This window comes from Limosilactobacillus mucosae DSM 13345, from assembly GCF_001436025.1.
GTDB classification, from domain to species: domain Bacteria; phylum Bacillota; class Bacilli; order Lactobacillales; family Lactobacillaceae; genus Limosilactobacillus; species Limosilactobacillus mucosae.
Map to the genome: position 1 here is coordinate 85,906 of NZ_AZEQ01000003.1, position 15,545 is coordinate 101,450.

Below are 15,545 nucleotides of genomic sequence, written 5' to 3' on the forward strand. Positions count from 1 at the left end.
TCAGCATTGGCTTCTGCTATAATTTTTAAGGAAAGGATGGATGCCAAATGGAAATTGTGCCGCTCAATGTGATCAGCACATACAGTCTCTTGCAGAGTCCGCTGCGCCCGACTGAATTGGTTCAAGGAGCCAAAAGCAGGGGCTATCGGGCGGTTGCCTTGGCTGACTGGAACGTGATGTATGGGGCAATTGATTTTTATAATGCTGCCAAAGCGGCGGGCATTAAGCCTTTGCTGGGGTTGCGGCTGCATTTGAAAACCATGGCAATGACCACGCAGGGCTTGGAAGTTTTGTTTTTGGCCCGTACGCAGGCTGGCTACGTTAACCTGATGCAGCTGTCGACCTTAAAGCAGACACAAGCACAGGGACGTTTTTTGACGCAGCAGGAGATCGAGCCGTTTTTAACGGACCTGGATCTGATTTTGCCTGCTCAGCCGCTGACGCTTGATCAAACGATGATTGACCAATGGCTGCCGGCGCTGATTGAGAAGACGGCAGGGCATTGCTGGCTGGGGGTTGATCTGGAGCTTGATGCCATTCAGCGCGAACAGATTAGACAAACGGCGCGACAATATGCCGTTTCACTGGTAGCAGCCCCTAAAATCGAGTATCTGGAAAATGATGATGCCTTTGCGACCGATGTTTTAAGACATATTGATGAGGGTGCCAAAATGACCAATCCGTTTTTCCAGGCTCAGAATACGATCAGTCACGCCTTGCCAACCAGAGAACAGCTGCAGCAGGCCTTTTTGGATTCTGAATTTGAAGGTGCGGCTGCTCAGACAGCGATCATCGCGCAGGAATGCAATGTTGAGATCAAGTTTCAAATGCCTATCCTGCCTAAGTTTCCTACGCCAAACCAGCAAAGCGCGGCCGATTATCTAAAGCAGCTTTGTTTGGCAGGTCTGAAAAAGCGTCCATTGGCAGCTGGCTATTCGCCAATCGATTATGAGAAGCGCCTGCAGCGTGAACTGACCACGATTCATGAAATGGGCTTTGATGATTATTTTCTGATTGTCTGGGACGTTATGCGCTTTGCCCACCAAAAAAAGCTGGCGACTGATCCAGGGCGTGGGTCGGCAGCTGGCTCGCTAGTGGCCTACGTGTTGGAGATTACTGAAGTCGATCCCCTAAAATACCAGCTGCTTTTCGAACGGTTCTTAAATCCAGAACGAGCTCAGATGCCGGATATCGACTTGGACCTGCCAGATAATCGGCGTGATGAGGTTTTGCAATACGTTCATCAAAAATATGGTCATGCCAGAGTTGCTCAGATCATTACCTTTGGGACGTTCGGTGCTAAGCAGGCCGTCAGAGACGTGGGCCGCGTTTTCGGTATGCCGGTCTATGCCATCGACGAACTAGCCCGAGCGATTCCCAACCTGCCTAAGATTACGCTGCAGCAGGCATTGAGCGAATCACGGGCTCTTAATAATCTGCTCAGTGATTCTGCGCAGAACGCACTTTTGATGAAGACGGCACTCCGTATTGAGGGACTGCCCAGACACTACTCGACGCATGCGGCTGGAGTCGTCTTGTCGCAAGCACCATTGAATCAGCTGGTTCCGTTGCAAAACGGCAGCGATGGCCTCTTAATGACGCAGTTTCCTAAAGACACGGTTGAGGCACTGGGACTTTTGAAGATGGATTTCTTGGGCCTGCGCAATCTGTCAATCATGGATTCAGCCCTGCAGCTGATTGAAAAAAGCCAGCCTGACTTTGACCTGCATCAGATCAATCTCAACGATCCGCTGACTTTAAAGCTGTTTCAAAAAGGAGCAACGGGAGGGATCTTTCAGTTTGAGTCAAGCGGGATTCGTCAGGTCTTGATTCGGCTGCATCCAGAAAACTTTGAGATGATCGTAGCAGTCAATGCCTTATATCGGCCCGGTCCAATGGATAACATTGCCCATTTTATTGCACGGAAGGAAGGGCGTGAAAAGGTCACTTTGCCTGATCCTTCATTGGCATCGATTCTGGCACCGACTTACGGCATTCTGGTGTATCAAGAACAGGTAATGCAACTGGCCGCTAAAATGGCGGGTTTCACTTTAGGACAGGCCGATCTGCTGCGCCGTGCCATGAGTAAGAAAAAAGCCGATGTGATGGAACGGATGCGGGGACGCTTTATTAACGGAGCAGTTGCCAATGGTTATTCCAGACCGGTTGCTGAACAGGTTTTTGAATATATTGATCGGTTTGCCAATTACGGTTTCAACCGTTCACATGCCGTGGCCTACTCAATGATGGCTTTTGAAATGGCCTATCTTAAATGTCACTTTGCGCCGGCTTTTTTTGCCGCGCTTTTGAATGCTCACGCGGGATCAGAAAAGATGCGGGCCTATTTTGAGGATGCCAAATCATTTGGCGTTGTCATTGCCGGCCCCAGCATCAATTTTAGTCAGGCTGATTTTAGTCTGTACCAAGGACGCGTCTTGTTTGGTCTGTCCATGATCAAGGGCGTGCGTCGTGATCTGATCAGCGAGATTCTCCTAAAAAGAAAGGATGGTCAGTTTGCCAGCCTGGCTGATTTTATCGGCCGCATTGACGTCAGATTTAGAAAGCCTGAGCTGATTGCACCGCTGATCTATGCCGGTGCGTTTGATCGTTTGGGCAGCAATCGTGCTGAAATGATTGATGCTTTGGCTGATTTAATTGAAGGTGCCGAGTTCAACCAGGCGCTTTTAGGCAGCGACACCTTTCAAACGATGATTCCGGCTCGTCCTGAGTATCCGTTGGCCCAGCGACTGGAAAAAGAGCATGAGTATCTGGGCGTGTATCTGTCAGGACACCCGGTCAGTCAATATCGATCATTGGCTGGTCAGCTGCACGCGGTTACGGTCGCCCAGCTAAAAGAAGGGATGAACGCGACCCTGATTCTCTACGTCAGCCGCGTTAAAACGATCAATACCAAAAAAACGCGTCAGCCGATGGCATTCGTCAGTACCTCAGATGAAACGGGCAGCATTGAGGCAACCGTTTTTCCCAAACAGTTTCAGCGTTACCAAGAACTGATCGCTGCACGTAATGTTTTGATTATCAGCGGTCGGGTAGAAAATCGTAACGGCAGTCTGCAGCTGCTGGCCAGTCGCATTCAGCTGGCCTCTTCTGCCGGTGAGCGTGGATCGGCGCCAGCTAAGACGCGCTGGTTTTTGCAGCTGAGAAAGAATGCGCTGACGCCGCGCTTGACCGCCCAGCTTCAGGAATTTATCAGCAGTCACCATGGCAACGTGCCGGTGATGGTCTACTATCCCGAAACGCGGCAGACGCGTCTGCTTCCGCGCAGTCAGTGGCTCAGTGGGGATGAGGCGACTAAAAAAGGGCTGATTGATCTTTTGGGAGTCAGCAACGTGGTCTATCAATCCACGTCGTAAAACGGTTTGTCGCCAGCGTCAAAAATAATTGAAGTGTTAGCGCTTTCTTGATGTAATTAGTAAAGACAACGAATTTAAAAAGTGCTATGATAAGTGTTGTGCAAATGAGGTGCGCAATGGCGCAGTTTCTGCATTAATGCAAAGGAGAGATGTCACTTATGAAGAAAACCAAGATTGTAAGTACCCTTGGTCCTGCAAGTACTGATGTTGACACGATTGTAAAGCTGATCAATGCTGGTGCCAACATTTTCCGTTTCAACTTCTCACACGGTGATCACCCAGAACACCTGGGCCGGATGAACAATGTTAAGAAGGCTCAAGAAATCACCGGTAAGCACGTTGGTCTGATGTTGGACACTAAGGGTGCTGAAATTCGTACTACTGTTGAAAAAGACGGTAAGATCGAATTCAATGCTGGTGACAAGGTTCGGATCTCAATGGACGACTCTATTGAAGGTACGCACGAAAAGATTGCTGTTACCTACCCAGGTCTGTACGACGACGTTCACGTTGGCGGCCACGTTCTGTTTGATGACGGTCTGATCGACATGATCATCGACGAAAAGGACGAAGCCAACCATGAACTGGTCTGCACGGTTCAAAACCATGGTCTGCTGGGTTCACGCAAGGGTGTCAACGCACCTGGCGTTTCCATCAACCTGCCAGGTATCACGGAAAAGGACTCCAGCGACATTCGCTTTGGCCTGGAACAAGGTATCAACTACATTGCCGCTTCCTTCGTTCGTAAGCCAGAAGATATCGAAGACATTCGTGCACTGCTGAAGGAAAAGAACATGGAAGACGTTCAAATCTTCCCTAAGATCGAATCTCAAGAAGGTATCGACAACTTCGAAGCAATCATGGCAGTTGCTGATGGTCTGATGGTTCCACGTGGTGACATGGGTGTTGAAATCCCAGCTGAAAACGTGCCATTGGTACAAAAGAAGATGATTCGCCGCTGCAACGAAATGGGCAAGCCAGTTATCACGGCTACCCAAATGCTGGACTCCATGGAAGAAAACCCACGTCCAACGCGTGCCGAAGTTTCTGACGTTGCCAACGCTGTCTTTGATGGTACTGATGCAACGATGCTGTCTGGTGAAAGTGCCAACGGTGACTGGCCAGTAGAAGCCGTTTCTACGATGGCTCGCATCGATGTTAAGGCTGAAAACAACCTGGACCTGTTCGGTACGGAAACGTTCAACTTTGACAAGAGCGACGTTACGGAAACGATCGGTTCTGCAGTTGCTCAAGCCGCTAAGGATCTTGACATCAAGGTTATCGTAGCCGCTACTTCTTCAGGCTACACGGCCCGCATGATTTCCAAGTACCGTCCAAACGCCGACATTCTGGCTTTGACGTTTGATGAACGGACTGAACGCGGTCTGATGGTTAACTGGGGTGTTCAACCATACGTTGTTGACAAGCCAGCTGACACTGATGAAATGTTTGCTCTGGCTGCTAAGAAGGCAGTTGAACTTGGTTTTGCCAAGTCGGGCGACAAGATCATCGTGGTTGCCGGTGTTCCTATGGGCACGCCAGGTGCAACCAACCTGATGCGGGTTGAAACGATCAAGTAGTCTTGATTATTTCATCCACAAAAACCGTCTGTCATTAGACAGGCGGTTTTTTTACTCCTTTGCTTTTATTTTGTTCTAATATTATGTAAAATAAGCTAGATACCCAACTGAGAAAATTAAGGATGATAAAATGATAAATTCAGTACTTGGCAAAGTCGTCGATGCCGTAATGATTGACGAAAACGACCATGATTATTTCGTACAGCCTGCGCGTAACGGTCAAACCTATCGCCTGCCAAAGGATGAAAGTCCCCAGGCCCTGCATATTGGTGGTTCCGTTCGTGGCTTTGTCTATGAAAATGAAAATCACCAGCTGCAGATGACCTGCCAGCATATTCCAACGATTCAAGTCGACCATTATGATTTTGGGACGGTTGTCGGTGTTCGCCGCGACTTAGGCGTTTTTGTCGATATTGGTCTGCCCAATAAAGATATCGTCGTGTCACTGGATGATCTGCCAAGTCTCAAGCATCTATGGCCGCAAAAAGGCGACCGCTTGATGATGGCGCTTAAGGTTGACGAAAAAAATCGAATCTGGGGCCAGCTGGCAGATGAAGGCGTTTTCGAAGCCATTGCCAACCGTCCGGATCCTCGGATGAAAAACAAGGACGTTAAGGCAACTGTCTACCGCTTGAAGATGGCGGGGACGTTTGCTATTACCGATGACTATTGCCTGGGCTTTATTCACCCAAGCGAGCGGGATCAAGAACCGCGGCTGGGTCAGCAGGTCTCGGCACGAGTAATCGGTCTATCCAGTCATGGCAGTCTTAACCTTTCGCTAAAGCCGCGTGCCTACCAGGCAATTGGCGAAGATGCCCAGATGCTTTTGGAAATGCTGCGCCGGACGCCAGACCACACGCTGCCATTTACCGACAAGAGCGATCCCGAGAAAATTCGTCAAGAGTTTGGCATCAGCAAGGGCCAGTTCAAGCGTGCGGTCGGCCGTCTTTTGAAAGTTCGGCTGGTCAGCATGGTCAATGGCAAGCTGATATTAATCAAGGATCCAGATGATGAATAATGAATAAAGCACCGCTGCAGCAAGCCGCTGCTGATTATATTGAACAGCTGCACACTGAACGACGGCTGGCCCGAAACACCATTGCCAGCTATCAGCGCGATCTTCAGGATGCCATCCGCTATCTGCAAGATGAGCATACAGATTGGCAGGAAGTTGATCAAACCGCGATTCTGGCTTTTTTGGATCAATTAAAAAAACAGGGCGTGGCTCAAGAAACCATCAATCGTCATATCGTTAGTCTGCGTCAGCTTTATAAGTTTCTGCGCCAGACGGGTCAAGTCGATAGTAATCCGTTGGCACAGCTGACGACTGCGGCAGCTCCGGCTAAGCCGACGCCGGTTTTATCTGCTGCTCAGGCTGCCAGTCTTTTAAGCATCCCTAATGTCAAAAATCGGACTGGACTGCGTGATCGGGCAATCTTTGAGCTATTGTACGCGACGGGAATGCGCGTCAATGAGCTGCTAAGTTTAAAAATGGCTGACGTTGATCTTAATGCTCAGTTGGTCATGCCGCATGATCGCGCTGGGCGCAGGCGAGTCGTGCCAATCAGTGATACATGCAGCAATTGGCTGAAGCGTTATGTAAGCGAGGCGCGGCTGGAATTGATGCGAGATGATACCGATGTCTTCTTTTTGAATAATCGTGGCCGAGCATTGACGCGGCAGGCAATCTGGCAAAAGCTGCGGTCAGCTGGCAGTCAGGCGGGAATTGATTTAGACGTGACGCCAGATGTCTTACGGGCTACGTTTGCCCATGAGATGCTGGCTAATGGTGCCGATCTAAGAGCCGTACGAGTGATGCTTGGTCATCAGTCGCTAAGTACGACGGAACGCTATGCACCAACTGCCGACGTTCATTTGGCTGCCCAGTACCGTCAGTATCATCCGCGATCAGCTGACAAGGAGGGATAGATGATGCTGGTACCGTATCGTAAAGACTATCGCAAAATCATTCTGGGTATTTTGTCATTTATTCCAGGACTGCATGACTATGACCGCGTGGCTGAAGAAGTCGACTGGTCGTTAGGCGTCGGCAATCCGATCTATTTGTGGCAAAATGATGAGAATGGCGATTTTAGCGGCGCGGCAATTGTTGAATTGGGGCCAGAGTATGTCTTGATTCGGCGGATTTCTTTTCTGCCCAGTGAGCGTTCTGGCAAAAACGTCTATGCTTTTTTAACGGCCCTGCATCAGAAATATGCCAATCGTCGTTTGATGGGAACCATGGCAACGCAGCCTTTGATTACGAACTGGGAGAAGATGCATGAAAAACAATGAAAATCAGCTGCTGCAGCATCCTTATCAGCCCAACATCAAACTGGCTGACTTTGAAGGCCCGCTGGATCTGCTGCTGCACTTGATTCGGCAGTCAGAGATGGATATTTATGATATTCCGATTGCTGAGATCACAGGCCAATACATGCAGTATCTGCGGCAGATGCAGCGCCATCAGCTAGAAGTTGCAGGGGAATATTTCGTTATGGCGGCAACTTTGATGGCCATCAAGAGTCAGATGCTTTTGCCCAAACCACCAGTGTCAGAAGATGAGGAATCGATTGAAGAAGATCCGCGTGAGGAACTGGTTGAGCAGCTGTTGGAATATCAGCGCTATAAGCAGGCGGCAGAAAAGCTTAAGGATAAAGAGGCCTTTCGTCAAAAAGAGTTTACGCGCACGGCAATGGCGGTCCCGTCAGAATTCATCCATCCGCAGACAGCGCCAGGAACGACGATTGAACAGCTTAAGGAAGCCTTTGAGCAGGTTCTAAAAAAACATCAGTCGCTTGAACCAGAAACGGCTACCGTTGCACCGGAAAAAACCACCGTTGAGCAACGAATTCGCTTTGTCATGCAGCGTGTCAGCCAGGGGGCAGTTGCTTTTGAAGAGCTGTTTGCCGACTTAAAGACGCGTGATAATCTGGTAACGACTTTTCTGGCAGTCTTGGAACTGGCCAAGCATCGTCGCATCGTCTTGCATCAGGCAGCGCGTTTTGCTCCATTGATTCTGACGCCAGGAAAACTAAGTGAGGAAGATTAAGCTTGAATCCATTAGCTGAAATTGAAGGGCTGCTGTTTATCAGCGGCGATGAAGGAATCTCACTGGGCGATCTGGCCAAGGTAACGGGATATCTAAAACCCGCGATTTTGGAAATGATCGCTCAGCTTAAAGAAAAATATCAACAAGACGAAAACTGTGCCTTGACGCTTTTGGACAGCGACTCGGTTTATCGTTTGGCAACCAAGGCCCAGCTTGCAGACGTCATGCAGCATTATTTTGAGGAACCGCTGACGACGCCATTGACGCAGACGCTGTTAGAGGTCCTGGCCATTGTTGCCTATAAGCAGCCATTGACACGGCTTGAGATTGACGAGATCCGTGGCGTGCAGAGCTCTGGTTCGCTGCAGAAACTTACGGCTCGCGGCTTGGTTGAGACGCATGGTCGGCTGGCAGTTCCGGGACGACCGTTTTTATACGTTACGACGCCGGCCTTTTTGGACTACTTTGGGCTGACGACTTTAGACGAGCTGCCAGAACTTGATAAGAATCTACAGCCAGAAGATCTGGATGGCGATATCTTTTTAAGAGCTCTGCAGTCACGACAAATGAGAAAGGAATCGTTAGAAAATGAAGATGGAAAGACTCCAAAAAGCAATGGCTGAAGCTGGGGTAGCCAGTCGGCGGGCTTCGGAAAAACTGATCGTCGAAGGTCACGTCAAGGTCAACGGCAAGCTGGTCACCGAACTGGGCACCAAGGTCAGCTCCAGTGATCAGGTAACGGTTGATGGGGTACCGTTGGAGCGCGAGCAGCCGGAATATTATCTGCTTAACAAGCCCCGCGGCGTAATCACGTCGGCCCATGATGAGCACGGCCGCAAGACGGTGGTCGATATCTTAAAAGAAGGCGGCGTAACCGCACGCATCTATCCGGTTGGCCGCTTGGACTATGATACGACCGGCGTTTTGCTTTTAACCAATGATGGTGCCTTGGCAAATAAGCTGATGCATCCCAGCTTCGAGATTGAGAAAACGTACGTTGCCAAGGTCAAGGGCTTGATTTCCAACCACGATCTGGAACAGCTGCGTCATGGCGTTGTGATTGACGGTAAAAAGACCAAGGAAGCCAAACCTAAGCTTTTGAGCGTTGACAAGCAGCATCGCGTCTCGATCGTGCGCCTGACGATTCATGAAGGTCGTTATCATCAAGTCAAAAAGATGTTCAAGGCAGTTGGTCATCCAGTTGAAAAACTTACGCGAGAAAGCGATGGCATTCTAAATCTTAAGGGGCTGCCTGGTGGTCAGTGGCGTGAGCTGAAGATGGATGAGATCAATGCCTTAAAAAAACTGTAAACTTTTGATTGAAGACGCGGAATGATTATGCTATAGTTTAGACGATCATGAAATTAATTTAATCATAGGTTTATCTTCAAGGCAGGGTGCAATTCCCGACCGGCGGTAAAAGCCCGCAACCCGATGACGTCCTTCGTTATCGGTGGAACCTGGCGCAATTCCAGGTGCCGACAGTACAGTCTGGTATATAGAAGATTTTCGCTCAAACGAAAGCAATGTTTGCCGCAGATGAACCGTTTTCATCTGCGGCTTTTTTTGTTGGGCGATCAGCCCCGGAGATGACCTTCATTTATTAGGAGGTTTTAATCATGACAGTTTCTAGCATTCGTATTCAGCGCCTGGCTGGGATTGCTTGCTTGAGTGCATTGGCATTTGTTTTGATGATGCTGGAGTTTCCAATTATTCCAGTTGCCGCATACCTAAAGCTGGACTTTTCTGACGTGCCGGTATTATTGGGAACGCTGATCTATGGACCGGTCAGCGGCATCATTATTGCAGCCGTTAAGTGCCTGATCCATGCCTTGGTCTATGGCTTTTCAATTGGCGAGCTTTTGGGCGTGGGCAGCGACTTTATTTCATCTTTGGCGCTGCTGCTGCCATTTGCATGGGCGGCCAAGAGAACGTCGCTTAAGCCGGCACAGCGCTATTTATTGGGAACCGGCGCGGGAATGCTGACTTTGACGGTGATCATGTCGCTTTTGAACTTGTGGGTCTTGACGCCGCTTTACATGAAAATCTGGGGCTGGAAGCCAACGATGCCGATTGCTTCCTTGGTGGCAATCGGGGTCGTCCCATTCAATATTATCAAGGGTCTGTTAGTTGGCGGGGTCTCCTCGCTGTTGGCAATGCGGCTTGCCAATTGGCTGGCTAAGCATCAAATGTAAGATTGATCAATAAAACGACTGTTAATGATGATCCGCGAACTGATTGCAATTGGCTTGCGTGGATCGATCAGCTGCAGTCGTTTTTTATTTTGGTGAAATTTCGTATAATTTGCATATAGTATTTCAAGGGGGTGAAAAATTGAAGAGCTATTTTATTGAGATGTTGACCGATCAGCCCAGGAGAACGGCGGTTTTGCGCAATACCGTCAAAAACAAGCGAACCGTTGCAACTTTGTTTTGGGCTCGCGAATATGGCGTCTTAAAGTGGCTGGGGTGCAATCCAAGACTTACGGTCAACGAATTTGAGCAATGGCTCGTTCAAATGCGACAGGCTGGCCTGATCAAAATGAATGATCAGACGGCATGGCTTACTCCCAGCGGCATTGCTGAAAAAGAAAAATTTCTAAAAACGCATTATCAGCCGCGGTTTGGAAACTGGTCTTGGCTGGCGCGACCTGATCAGCTGGCGCCACGCGTCTTGCTGGCAACACAGGCGGTCAGTCAGTATGCCCACCGACAAAAGCATTACGTTCCCTTGAATCTGGCCCCGGCTGAGCTATATTTTGTCCGTCAGTGGTTTTATGGAAATCGAAATCGGATCGTTGACGACTGGTCAGCAGAATTGCAGCAGGCAGCCGCTGCGCTAGCTAAAATGGATGAAAGACTGGCTAAGCTGCTGGTGTTTTCTTTGCCTGGCTATCAAACGACCGGCTGGACGATTGATCAGGCGGCACAGGCTTTAAAAATCTCGGTCGATGAAGTCATGATCATGGAGCGGGATGTATGGCTGGGAATCGGCTATCTGGCAGCCAGTCAGCCAGCAGGCTTGTTAAGGAGTCTGCTGTATGATCATCTGCATGATACGCCGCTTAATCACAGTGCCACGATTACTCTAAGAATGTTTGAACAGGGACTTTCGCTTAAACAGATCAGTCAAAGAAGGCGTTTGAAGCTGGGGACCATTCGCGAACATATTCTGGAAGCAGCAATCTTTATGCCAGAAGCGCTGCCGCTTGACCGCCTGCTGACTCCAGCACAAATCGACCGGCTGGCGGCGCAGTATCATGGCAAACCAGCTACCTGGGAATTTCTGCCGCCGATCGTTGAGCCGCAATCACCAGCCGACAAATTGCAAAACGAACAGAGCTTCTTTGAGTACCGGCTCTTTCAGATTATTAAGGGAGGTGAGCATAATGGATGAGCAGCGGCTGTATCAAACGCTGAAGCAGCAGTTTGGCTTTGATGAATTTCGGCCAGGTCAAAAGGAAACGATTCAAGCCGTCTTGAATCAAAATGACGTCTTGGCGGTTCTGCCAACGGGGGCCGGCAAGACGCTGCTGTATCAGCTGCCAGCCTATCTGATGCCGGGCAGCGTCTTGATCGTTTCGCCACTGATCTCTTTAATGCAGGATCAAGTCGACCGCCTGCGTCAGCATGGTGAGCGCCAAGTCGTAATGCTGAACGCTACTTTAACGGGTCGCTCGCGTCAGCAGGTCTTAAACCGGCTGGCGGCCTATCGCTTTATCTTCGCCTCGCCGGAAATCCTGGCTCAGCCTTCAATCAAGCATGCATTAAGAAAGTGTCGGATCAGTCTGTTGGTAATTGATGAAGCACATTGCATCTCGCAGTGGGGTCCTGATTTTCGCCCCGAGTATCTGCTGCTAAAAGAAGTCAAAAACGATTTGAGGCGGCCGCCGATCCTGTTGTTGACGGCCACTGCCACGCCACGGGTTCAAAATGATATTCTCCAAAAAATGGGGCTTGATGAAAAAAACGTCAAGCGGGTGATTCGCTCAGTCAATCGTCCCAATATCTTTTTGGCAGTCGATCAGGTTGAAAATGATCAGCAAAAGCGGCAGCGGCTAGCTAAATGGCTGCATGAGCTGGGTGGCGGCGGGATTATATATTTTTCCAGCCGCAAGCTGGCCAATGAGCTGGCAGACTGGCTGGGTGAAATGACTGGACTTGAGATCGCAGCATATCACGCTGGGATTTCGGCAATTGATCGCTTTCGCATTCAGCAGCAGTTCATGCAGGGACAATTGCAGGTCGTTTGTGCTACCAGTGCTTTTGGCATGGGCATTAATAAAGACGATATTCGCTATGTGATTCACTATCATCTGCCTGGCAGTCTGGAAAGCTACGTACAAGAGATCGGGCGGACAGGTCGCAATCAAAAACCAGCCCTCGCGCTGTTGATGTATTCACCAGGTGATGAACAGATTCAAAGACAGCTCAGTCAGATTGAACTGCCAAGTCAAGCAGTCGTGGAAAAAGTCCAGCAAAAAAAGCTGCCGGGAAATGCGCTGGGGCCGCAAGCCGAATTGATTGAGTTCTATCTTAGCCATGGCTGGAACTATGCACGATTAACCGCGATGCTCAAAAAAAGAGGCCGCCTGGTCAATCAGCAGCTGGCAGCCATGCTGAGCTACGTTAGTGAAAAAAAGTGCCGTCGTGCCAATATCATGCGCTATTTTGGCGAATTGCCGGTTGATTGTCCCAACTGCTGCGACTGTCACCAAAACGACTGGCGATTGAGTGATCTTAAGCTGCCGGACGCGGTGGATCCGGTCGTCAACGATCAGCTGGATTGGCAAAAGCGGCTGCAGTTTCTGTTTGCCAAGGAATCGAAAACTGGCTAGACAGGCATGGCTTTTTTGCGCTACAATCGACTCAATCACTGAAATATAAAGGAGCGTTCGTTAATGAGTGAACGACGTGAAGACCATCGCCAAGAGGCCGGCAAACTTTGGGACAAGACCTTTGAAGACAATCAAGATCTTGATGATTCCGGTCACCTGTCGCGAACGGCCCATCGCAAACAAAGCTCGCATAATTCACGCATCACGACGATACTGATCGTCTTGATCGTGATTTTAGCAGCAACCCCAATTATTTATTGGGTTCATCATGAGCAGTCATTCAATCATCCGCAGCAGACGGAAAAGGTTGCTCAGTCTGTATCGAGCAAGGCAAAAAAAGCATCCAGCCACGCGAAGTCTAAAACCAAGTCCAAGTCAAGCGCTGCTGAGACTGCCAAAACCAAGACGGCTAAAGCCAAAAGCAGCAGTCAAGCGGATTCAACCAGCATTACCAGTGCCCAGAGCAGCTCATCTTCAAGTGCGGCTGCCAGTACCTCATCAACCAGTGAGAGTGGGGCAAAGTATACGACGGTTGGCTCAGGACAGGGCATCTATCGCGTGGCAACCAATAATGGGCTGACAGTTGCGGAGCTGGCCAGCCTTAACAATATATCACCCAATACGCCGCTGTATCCAGGTCAGCGACTGCGGGTCAAATAAGGGGAGAATTTGAAAACTTATGGAAAAAGGATTGCAAGTGGCCATTGATGGTCCAGCTTCATCAGGAAAAAGCACGGTCGCAAAAATTATTGCCAAGCGGTTTGGCTACGTCTACTGCGATACCGGCGCCATGTATCGTTCGGTAACGTGGGCAGCGTTGGAAAATGGAATTGACGTCAGCGATACCAAGCAGGTAATCGATCTGGCCCGCCGAATCAAGATCACGTTTGAGCCCGGTCAGCCTGATCAGCGTGTTTTCGTTGATGGTCATGAGGTCACTAAAGATATTCGCACAGAAAAGATCGCGGCCAACGTTTCAGCAGTTGCCGCCATTCCAGAAGTCCGCGCTCAAATGGTTGAACAGCAGCGACAGATTGCTCAGGCTGGCGGGATCGTGATGGATGGTCGCGATATTGGCACGACGGTTTTGCCAGAAGCTCAGGTTAAGGTGTTTTTGGTTGCCAGTGCTCATGAGCGAGCCCGGCGCCGCTATGAGGAAAATCTGCAAAAAGGTCTGGCAACGCAATCACTGGACGAACTGGAAGCAGCCATCAAACTGCGTGATCAAAAAGATTCAACGCGCAAGGTCTCGCCATTGACCCAGGCTAAAGATGCGATTTTAATTGATACGACGAGCTTAACGATTGATCAGGTAGTTGATGAAATCAGCGCACTGATTAAAAAAAACCAGGACAATTAATTCTAAACACTGGTAAACTTGGTTCAACTCTAGTAAAATAGTGGCTAGAGTTGATTGTTGCAAGGAGGATTTTTTTTAATGGCTGAAAACGAAAACAAAGACGCGATGTTAGAAGCGCTCGACAGCATCAAAGAAGTTAAGGTTGGCGATGTTGTTAAGGGCAAGGTACTGCAAATTGATGATCGTCAAGCGATCGTTGGTATTGAAGACTCAGGTGTTGAAGGGGTTGTCCCGGCTAACCAACTGTCTTCCAAGCCCGTTGAAGACATCAACACGGTTGTGAAGGTCGGCGACGAACTGGACCTGGTTGTCATCTCCAAGATTGGCAGCGACAAGGAAAACGGCAGCTACCTGCTTTCACACCGGCGCTTGGAAGCCATGAAGGTATGGGACGATCTGGAAAAGAAATTCGAAGCTGGTGAAACGATCACGGCTAAGGTTACCCAAGCTGTTAAGGGTGGTCTGGTTGTAGATGCTGGCGTTCGTGGTTTCGTACCTGCCTCAATGATTACTGACCACTACGTTGAAGACTTGAACCAATTCAAGGGTCAAGAACTTGAATTCAAGATTGTTGAAATTGAACCAAGCGACAACCGCCTGATCCTTTCTCACAAGGAAATCGTTCAAGCTCAACACGAAGAAGCTGCTAAGAAGGTCTTCTCTGAACTGCAACCTGGCGACGTTGTCGAAGGTAAGGTAGCTCGGATGACTAACTTTGGTGCCTTCATCGACCTTGGCGGCGTAGACGGTCTGGTTCACGTTTCCGAAATTTCCTACGACCACGTTGACAAGCCATCTGACGTACTGGAAGTTGGCCAAGACGTTAAGGTTAAGGTTCTGAGCGTTGACCCAGAACGCGAACGGATTTCTCTGTCCATCAAGCAAACGCTGCCTGGACCATGGGATGACATTCAAGACAAGGCTCCAGTTGGTGCTGTCTTGACTGGTACTGTTAAGCGCCTGACCAGCTTTGGTGCTTTTGTTGAAGTATTCCCTGGCGTTGAAGGTTTGGTACACATTTCCCAAATCTCCCACAAGCACATCGCTACGCCAGCTGATGTTCTGAAGCCAGGTGAAGAAGTCAAGGTTAAGGTTCTGAACGTTGACCCTGAACACCAACGTCTGGGCTTGTCCATCAAGGCATTGGAAGAAAAGCCAGCTGGTTCTGACAACAACGAAGGCCACCGTGGCGGCAACCGTCGTCCTCGTCGTCGTAACAACGACTACAAGGCCAACATGCCAGAAGAAGAAAACGGCTTTACGCTGGGCGATCTGATCGGTGATGAACTGAAGAACGCTCGCAAGTAATTTAACATTGCGTTAAGAGCAAAGCTGGGATTTT

The 15,545-nt window shown here is 49.4% G+C and carries 14 protein-coding genes and 1 riboswitch; all 14 genes read left to right on the top strand.

Features of this window, described 5'->3' with window-relative positions; genetic code table 11:
- Nucleotides 1–47 precede the first annotated feature (47 nt).
- The 14 genes from FC47_RS02180 to rpsA all read left to right on the top strand — a co-directional run bounded on the left by FC47_RS02180 (nt 48) and on the right by rpsA (nt 15,511).
- On the top strand, nt 48–3,374 hold the full coding sequence (locus tag FC47_RS02180) for a DNA polymerase III subunit alpha (RefSeq protein ID WP_056967723.1): 3,327 nt from the start codon (nt 48–50) through the stop codon (nt 3,372–3,374).
- 158 nt (nt 3,375–3,532) lie between these two features.
- Nucleotides 3,533–4,954: a pyruvate kinase gene (gene pyk, locus FC47_RS02185; protein ID WP_034540901.1), complete on the top strand. Its 1,422-nt coding sequence runs from the start codon at nt 3,533–3,535 to the stop codon at nt 4,952–4,954.
- A 133-nt stretch (nt 4,955–5,087) separates the two neighbouring features.
- Entirely contained in the window at nt 5,088–5,972 is an 885-nt protein-coding gene (locus FC47_RS02190) for a CvfB family protein (RefSeq protein WP_056967767.1), read from the top strand.
- Nucleotides 5,972–6,883: a tyrosine-type recombinase/integrase gene (locus FC47_RS02195; RefSeq protein WP_056967726.1), complete on the top strand. Its 912-nt coding sequence runs from the start codon at nt 5,972–5,974 to the stop codon at nt 6,881–6,883. The genes FC47_RS02190 and FC47_RS02195 overlap by 1 nt, the downstream gene beginning before the upstream one ends.
- Nucleotides 6,884–7,249, top strand: a complete 366-nt coding sequence (locus FC47_RS02200) for a reductase (protein ID WP_321065852.1) — start codon at nt 6,884–6,886, stop codon at nt 7,247–7,249.
- Nucleotides 7,236–8,006 carry a segregation and condensation protein A gene (locus FC47_RS02205; RefSeq protein ID WP_056967728.1) on the top strand — a complete coding sequence of 257 codons (771 nt, stop codon included), beginning with the start codon at nt 7,236–7,238 and terminating at the stop codon, nt 8,004–8,006. Before FC47_RS02200 ends, FC47_RS02205 begins: the two co-directional genes overlap by 14 nt.
- A gap of 2 nt (nt 8,007–8,008) precedes the next feature.
- Nucleotides 8,009–8,629, top strand: coding sequence for an SMC-Scp complex subunit ScpB (scpB, locus tag FC47_RS02210; RefSeq protein ID WP_179944444.1), 621 nt, complete (start codon nt 8,009–8,011; stop codon nt 8,627–8,629).
- The gene (locus FC47_RS02215; RefSeq protein ID WP_033934788.1) at nt 8,601–9,317 is read left to right on the top strand and encodes a pseudouridine synthase; all 717 of its coding nucleotides are present in this window, start codon (nt 8,601–8,603) and stop codon (nt 9,315–9,317) included. The genes scpB and FC47_RS02215 overlap by 29 nt, the downstream gene beginning before the upstream one ends.
- Before the next feature lie 68 nt (nt 9,318–9,385).
- Nucleotides 9,386–9,517: riboswitch (FMN riboswitch) on the top strand.
- A 108-nt stretch (nt 9,518–9,625) separates the two neighbouring features.
- Complete coding sequence (locus tag FC47_RS02220) at nt 9,626–10,201, top strand: ECF transporter S component (RefSeq protein WP_033934759.1); 576 nt, start codon at nt 9,626–9,628, stop codon at nt 10,199–10,201.
- 139 nt (nt 10,202–10,340) lie between these two features.
- The gene (locus FC47_RS02225) at nt 10,341–11,402 is read left to right on the top strand and encodes a helix-turn-helix domain-containing protein (RefSeq protein ID WP_052088876.1); all 1,062 of its coding nucleotides are present in this window, start codon (nt 10,341–10,343) and stop codon (nt 11,400–11,402) included.
- On the top strand, nt 11,395–12,843 hold the full coding sequence (locus tag FC47_RS02230) for a RecQ family ATP-dependent DNA helicase (RefSeq protein ID WP_056967730.1): 1,449 nt from the start codon (nt 11,395–11,397) through the stop codon (nt 12,841–12,843). Before FC47_RS02225 ends, FC47_RS02230 begins: the two co-directional genes overlap by 8 nt.
- A gap of 63 nt (nt 12,844–12,906) precedes the next feature.
- Complete coding sequence (locus tag FC47_RS02235; protein WP_045025415.1) at nt 12,907–13,503, top strand: LysM peptidoglycan-binding domain-containing protein; 597 nt, start codon at nt 12,907–12,909, stop codon at nt 13,501–13,503.
- Between the two features lie 19 nt (nt 13,504–13,522).
- Nucleotides 13,523–14,203, top strand: a complete 681-nt coding sequence (gene cmk, locus FC47_RS02240; RefSeq protein WP_056967732.1) for a (d)CMP kinase — start codon at nt 13,523–13,525, stop codon at nt 14,201–14,203.
- 78 nt (nt 14,204–14,281) lie between these two features.
- Nucleotides 14,282–15,511, top strand: coding sequence for a 30S ribosomal protein S1 (rpsA, locus tag FC47_RS02245; RefSeq protein WP_033934755.1), 1,230 nt, complete (start codon nt 14,282–14,284; stop codon nt 15,509–15,511).
- Nucleotides 15,512–15,545: the final 34 nt, after the last annotated feature.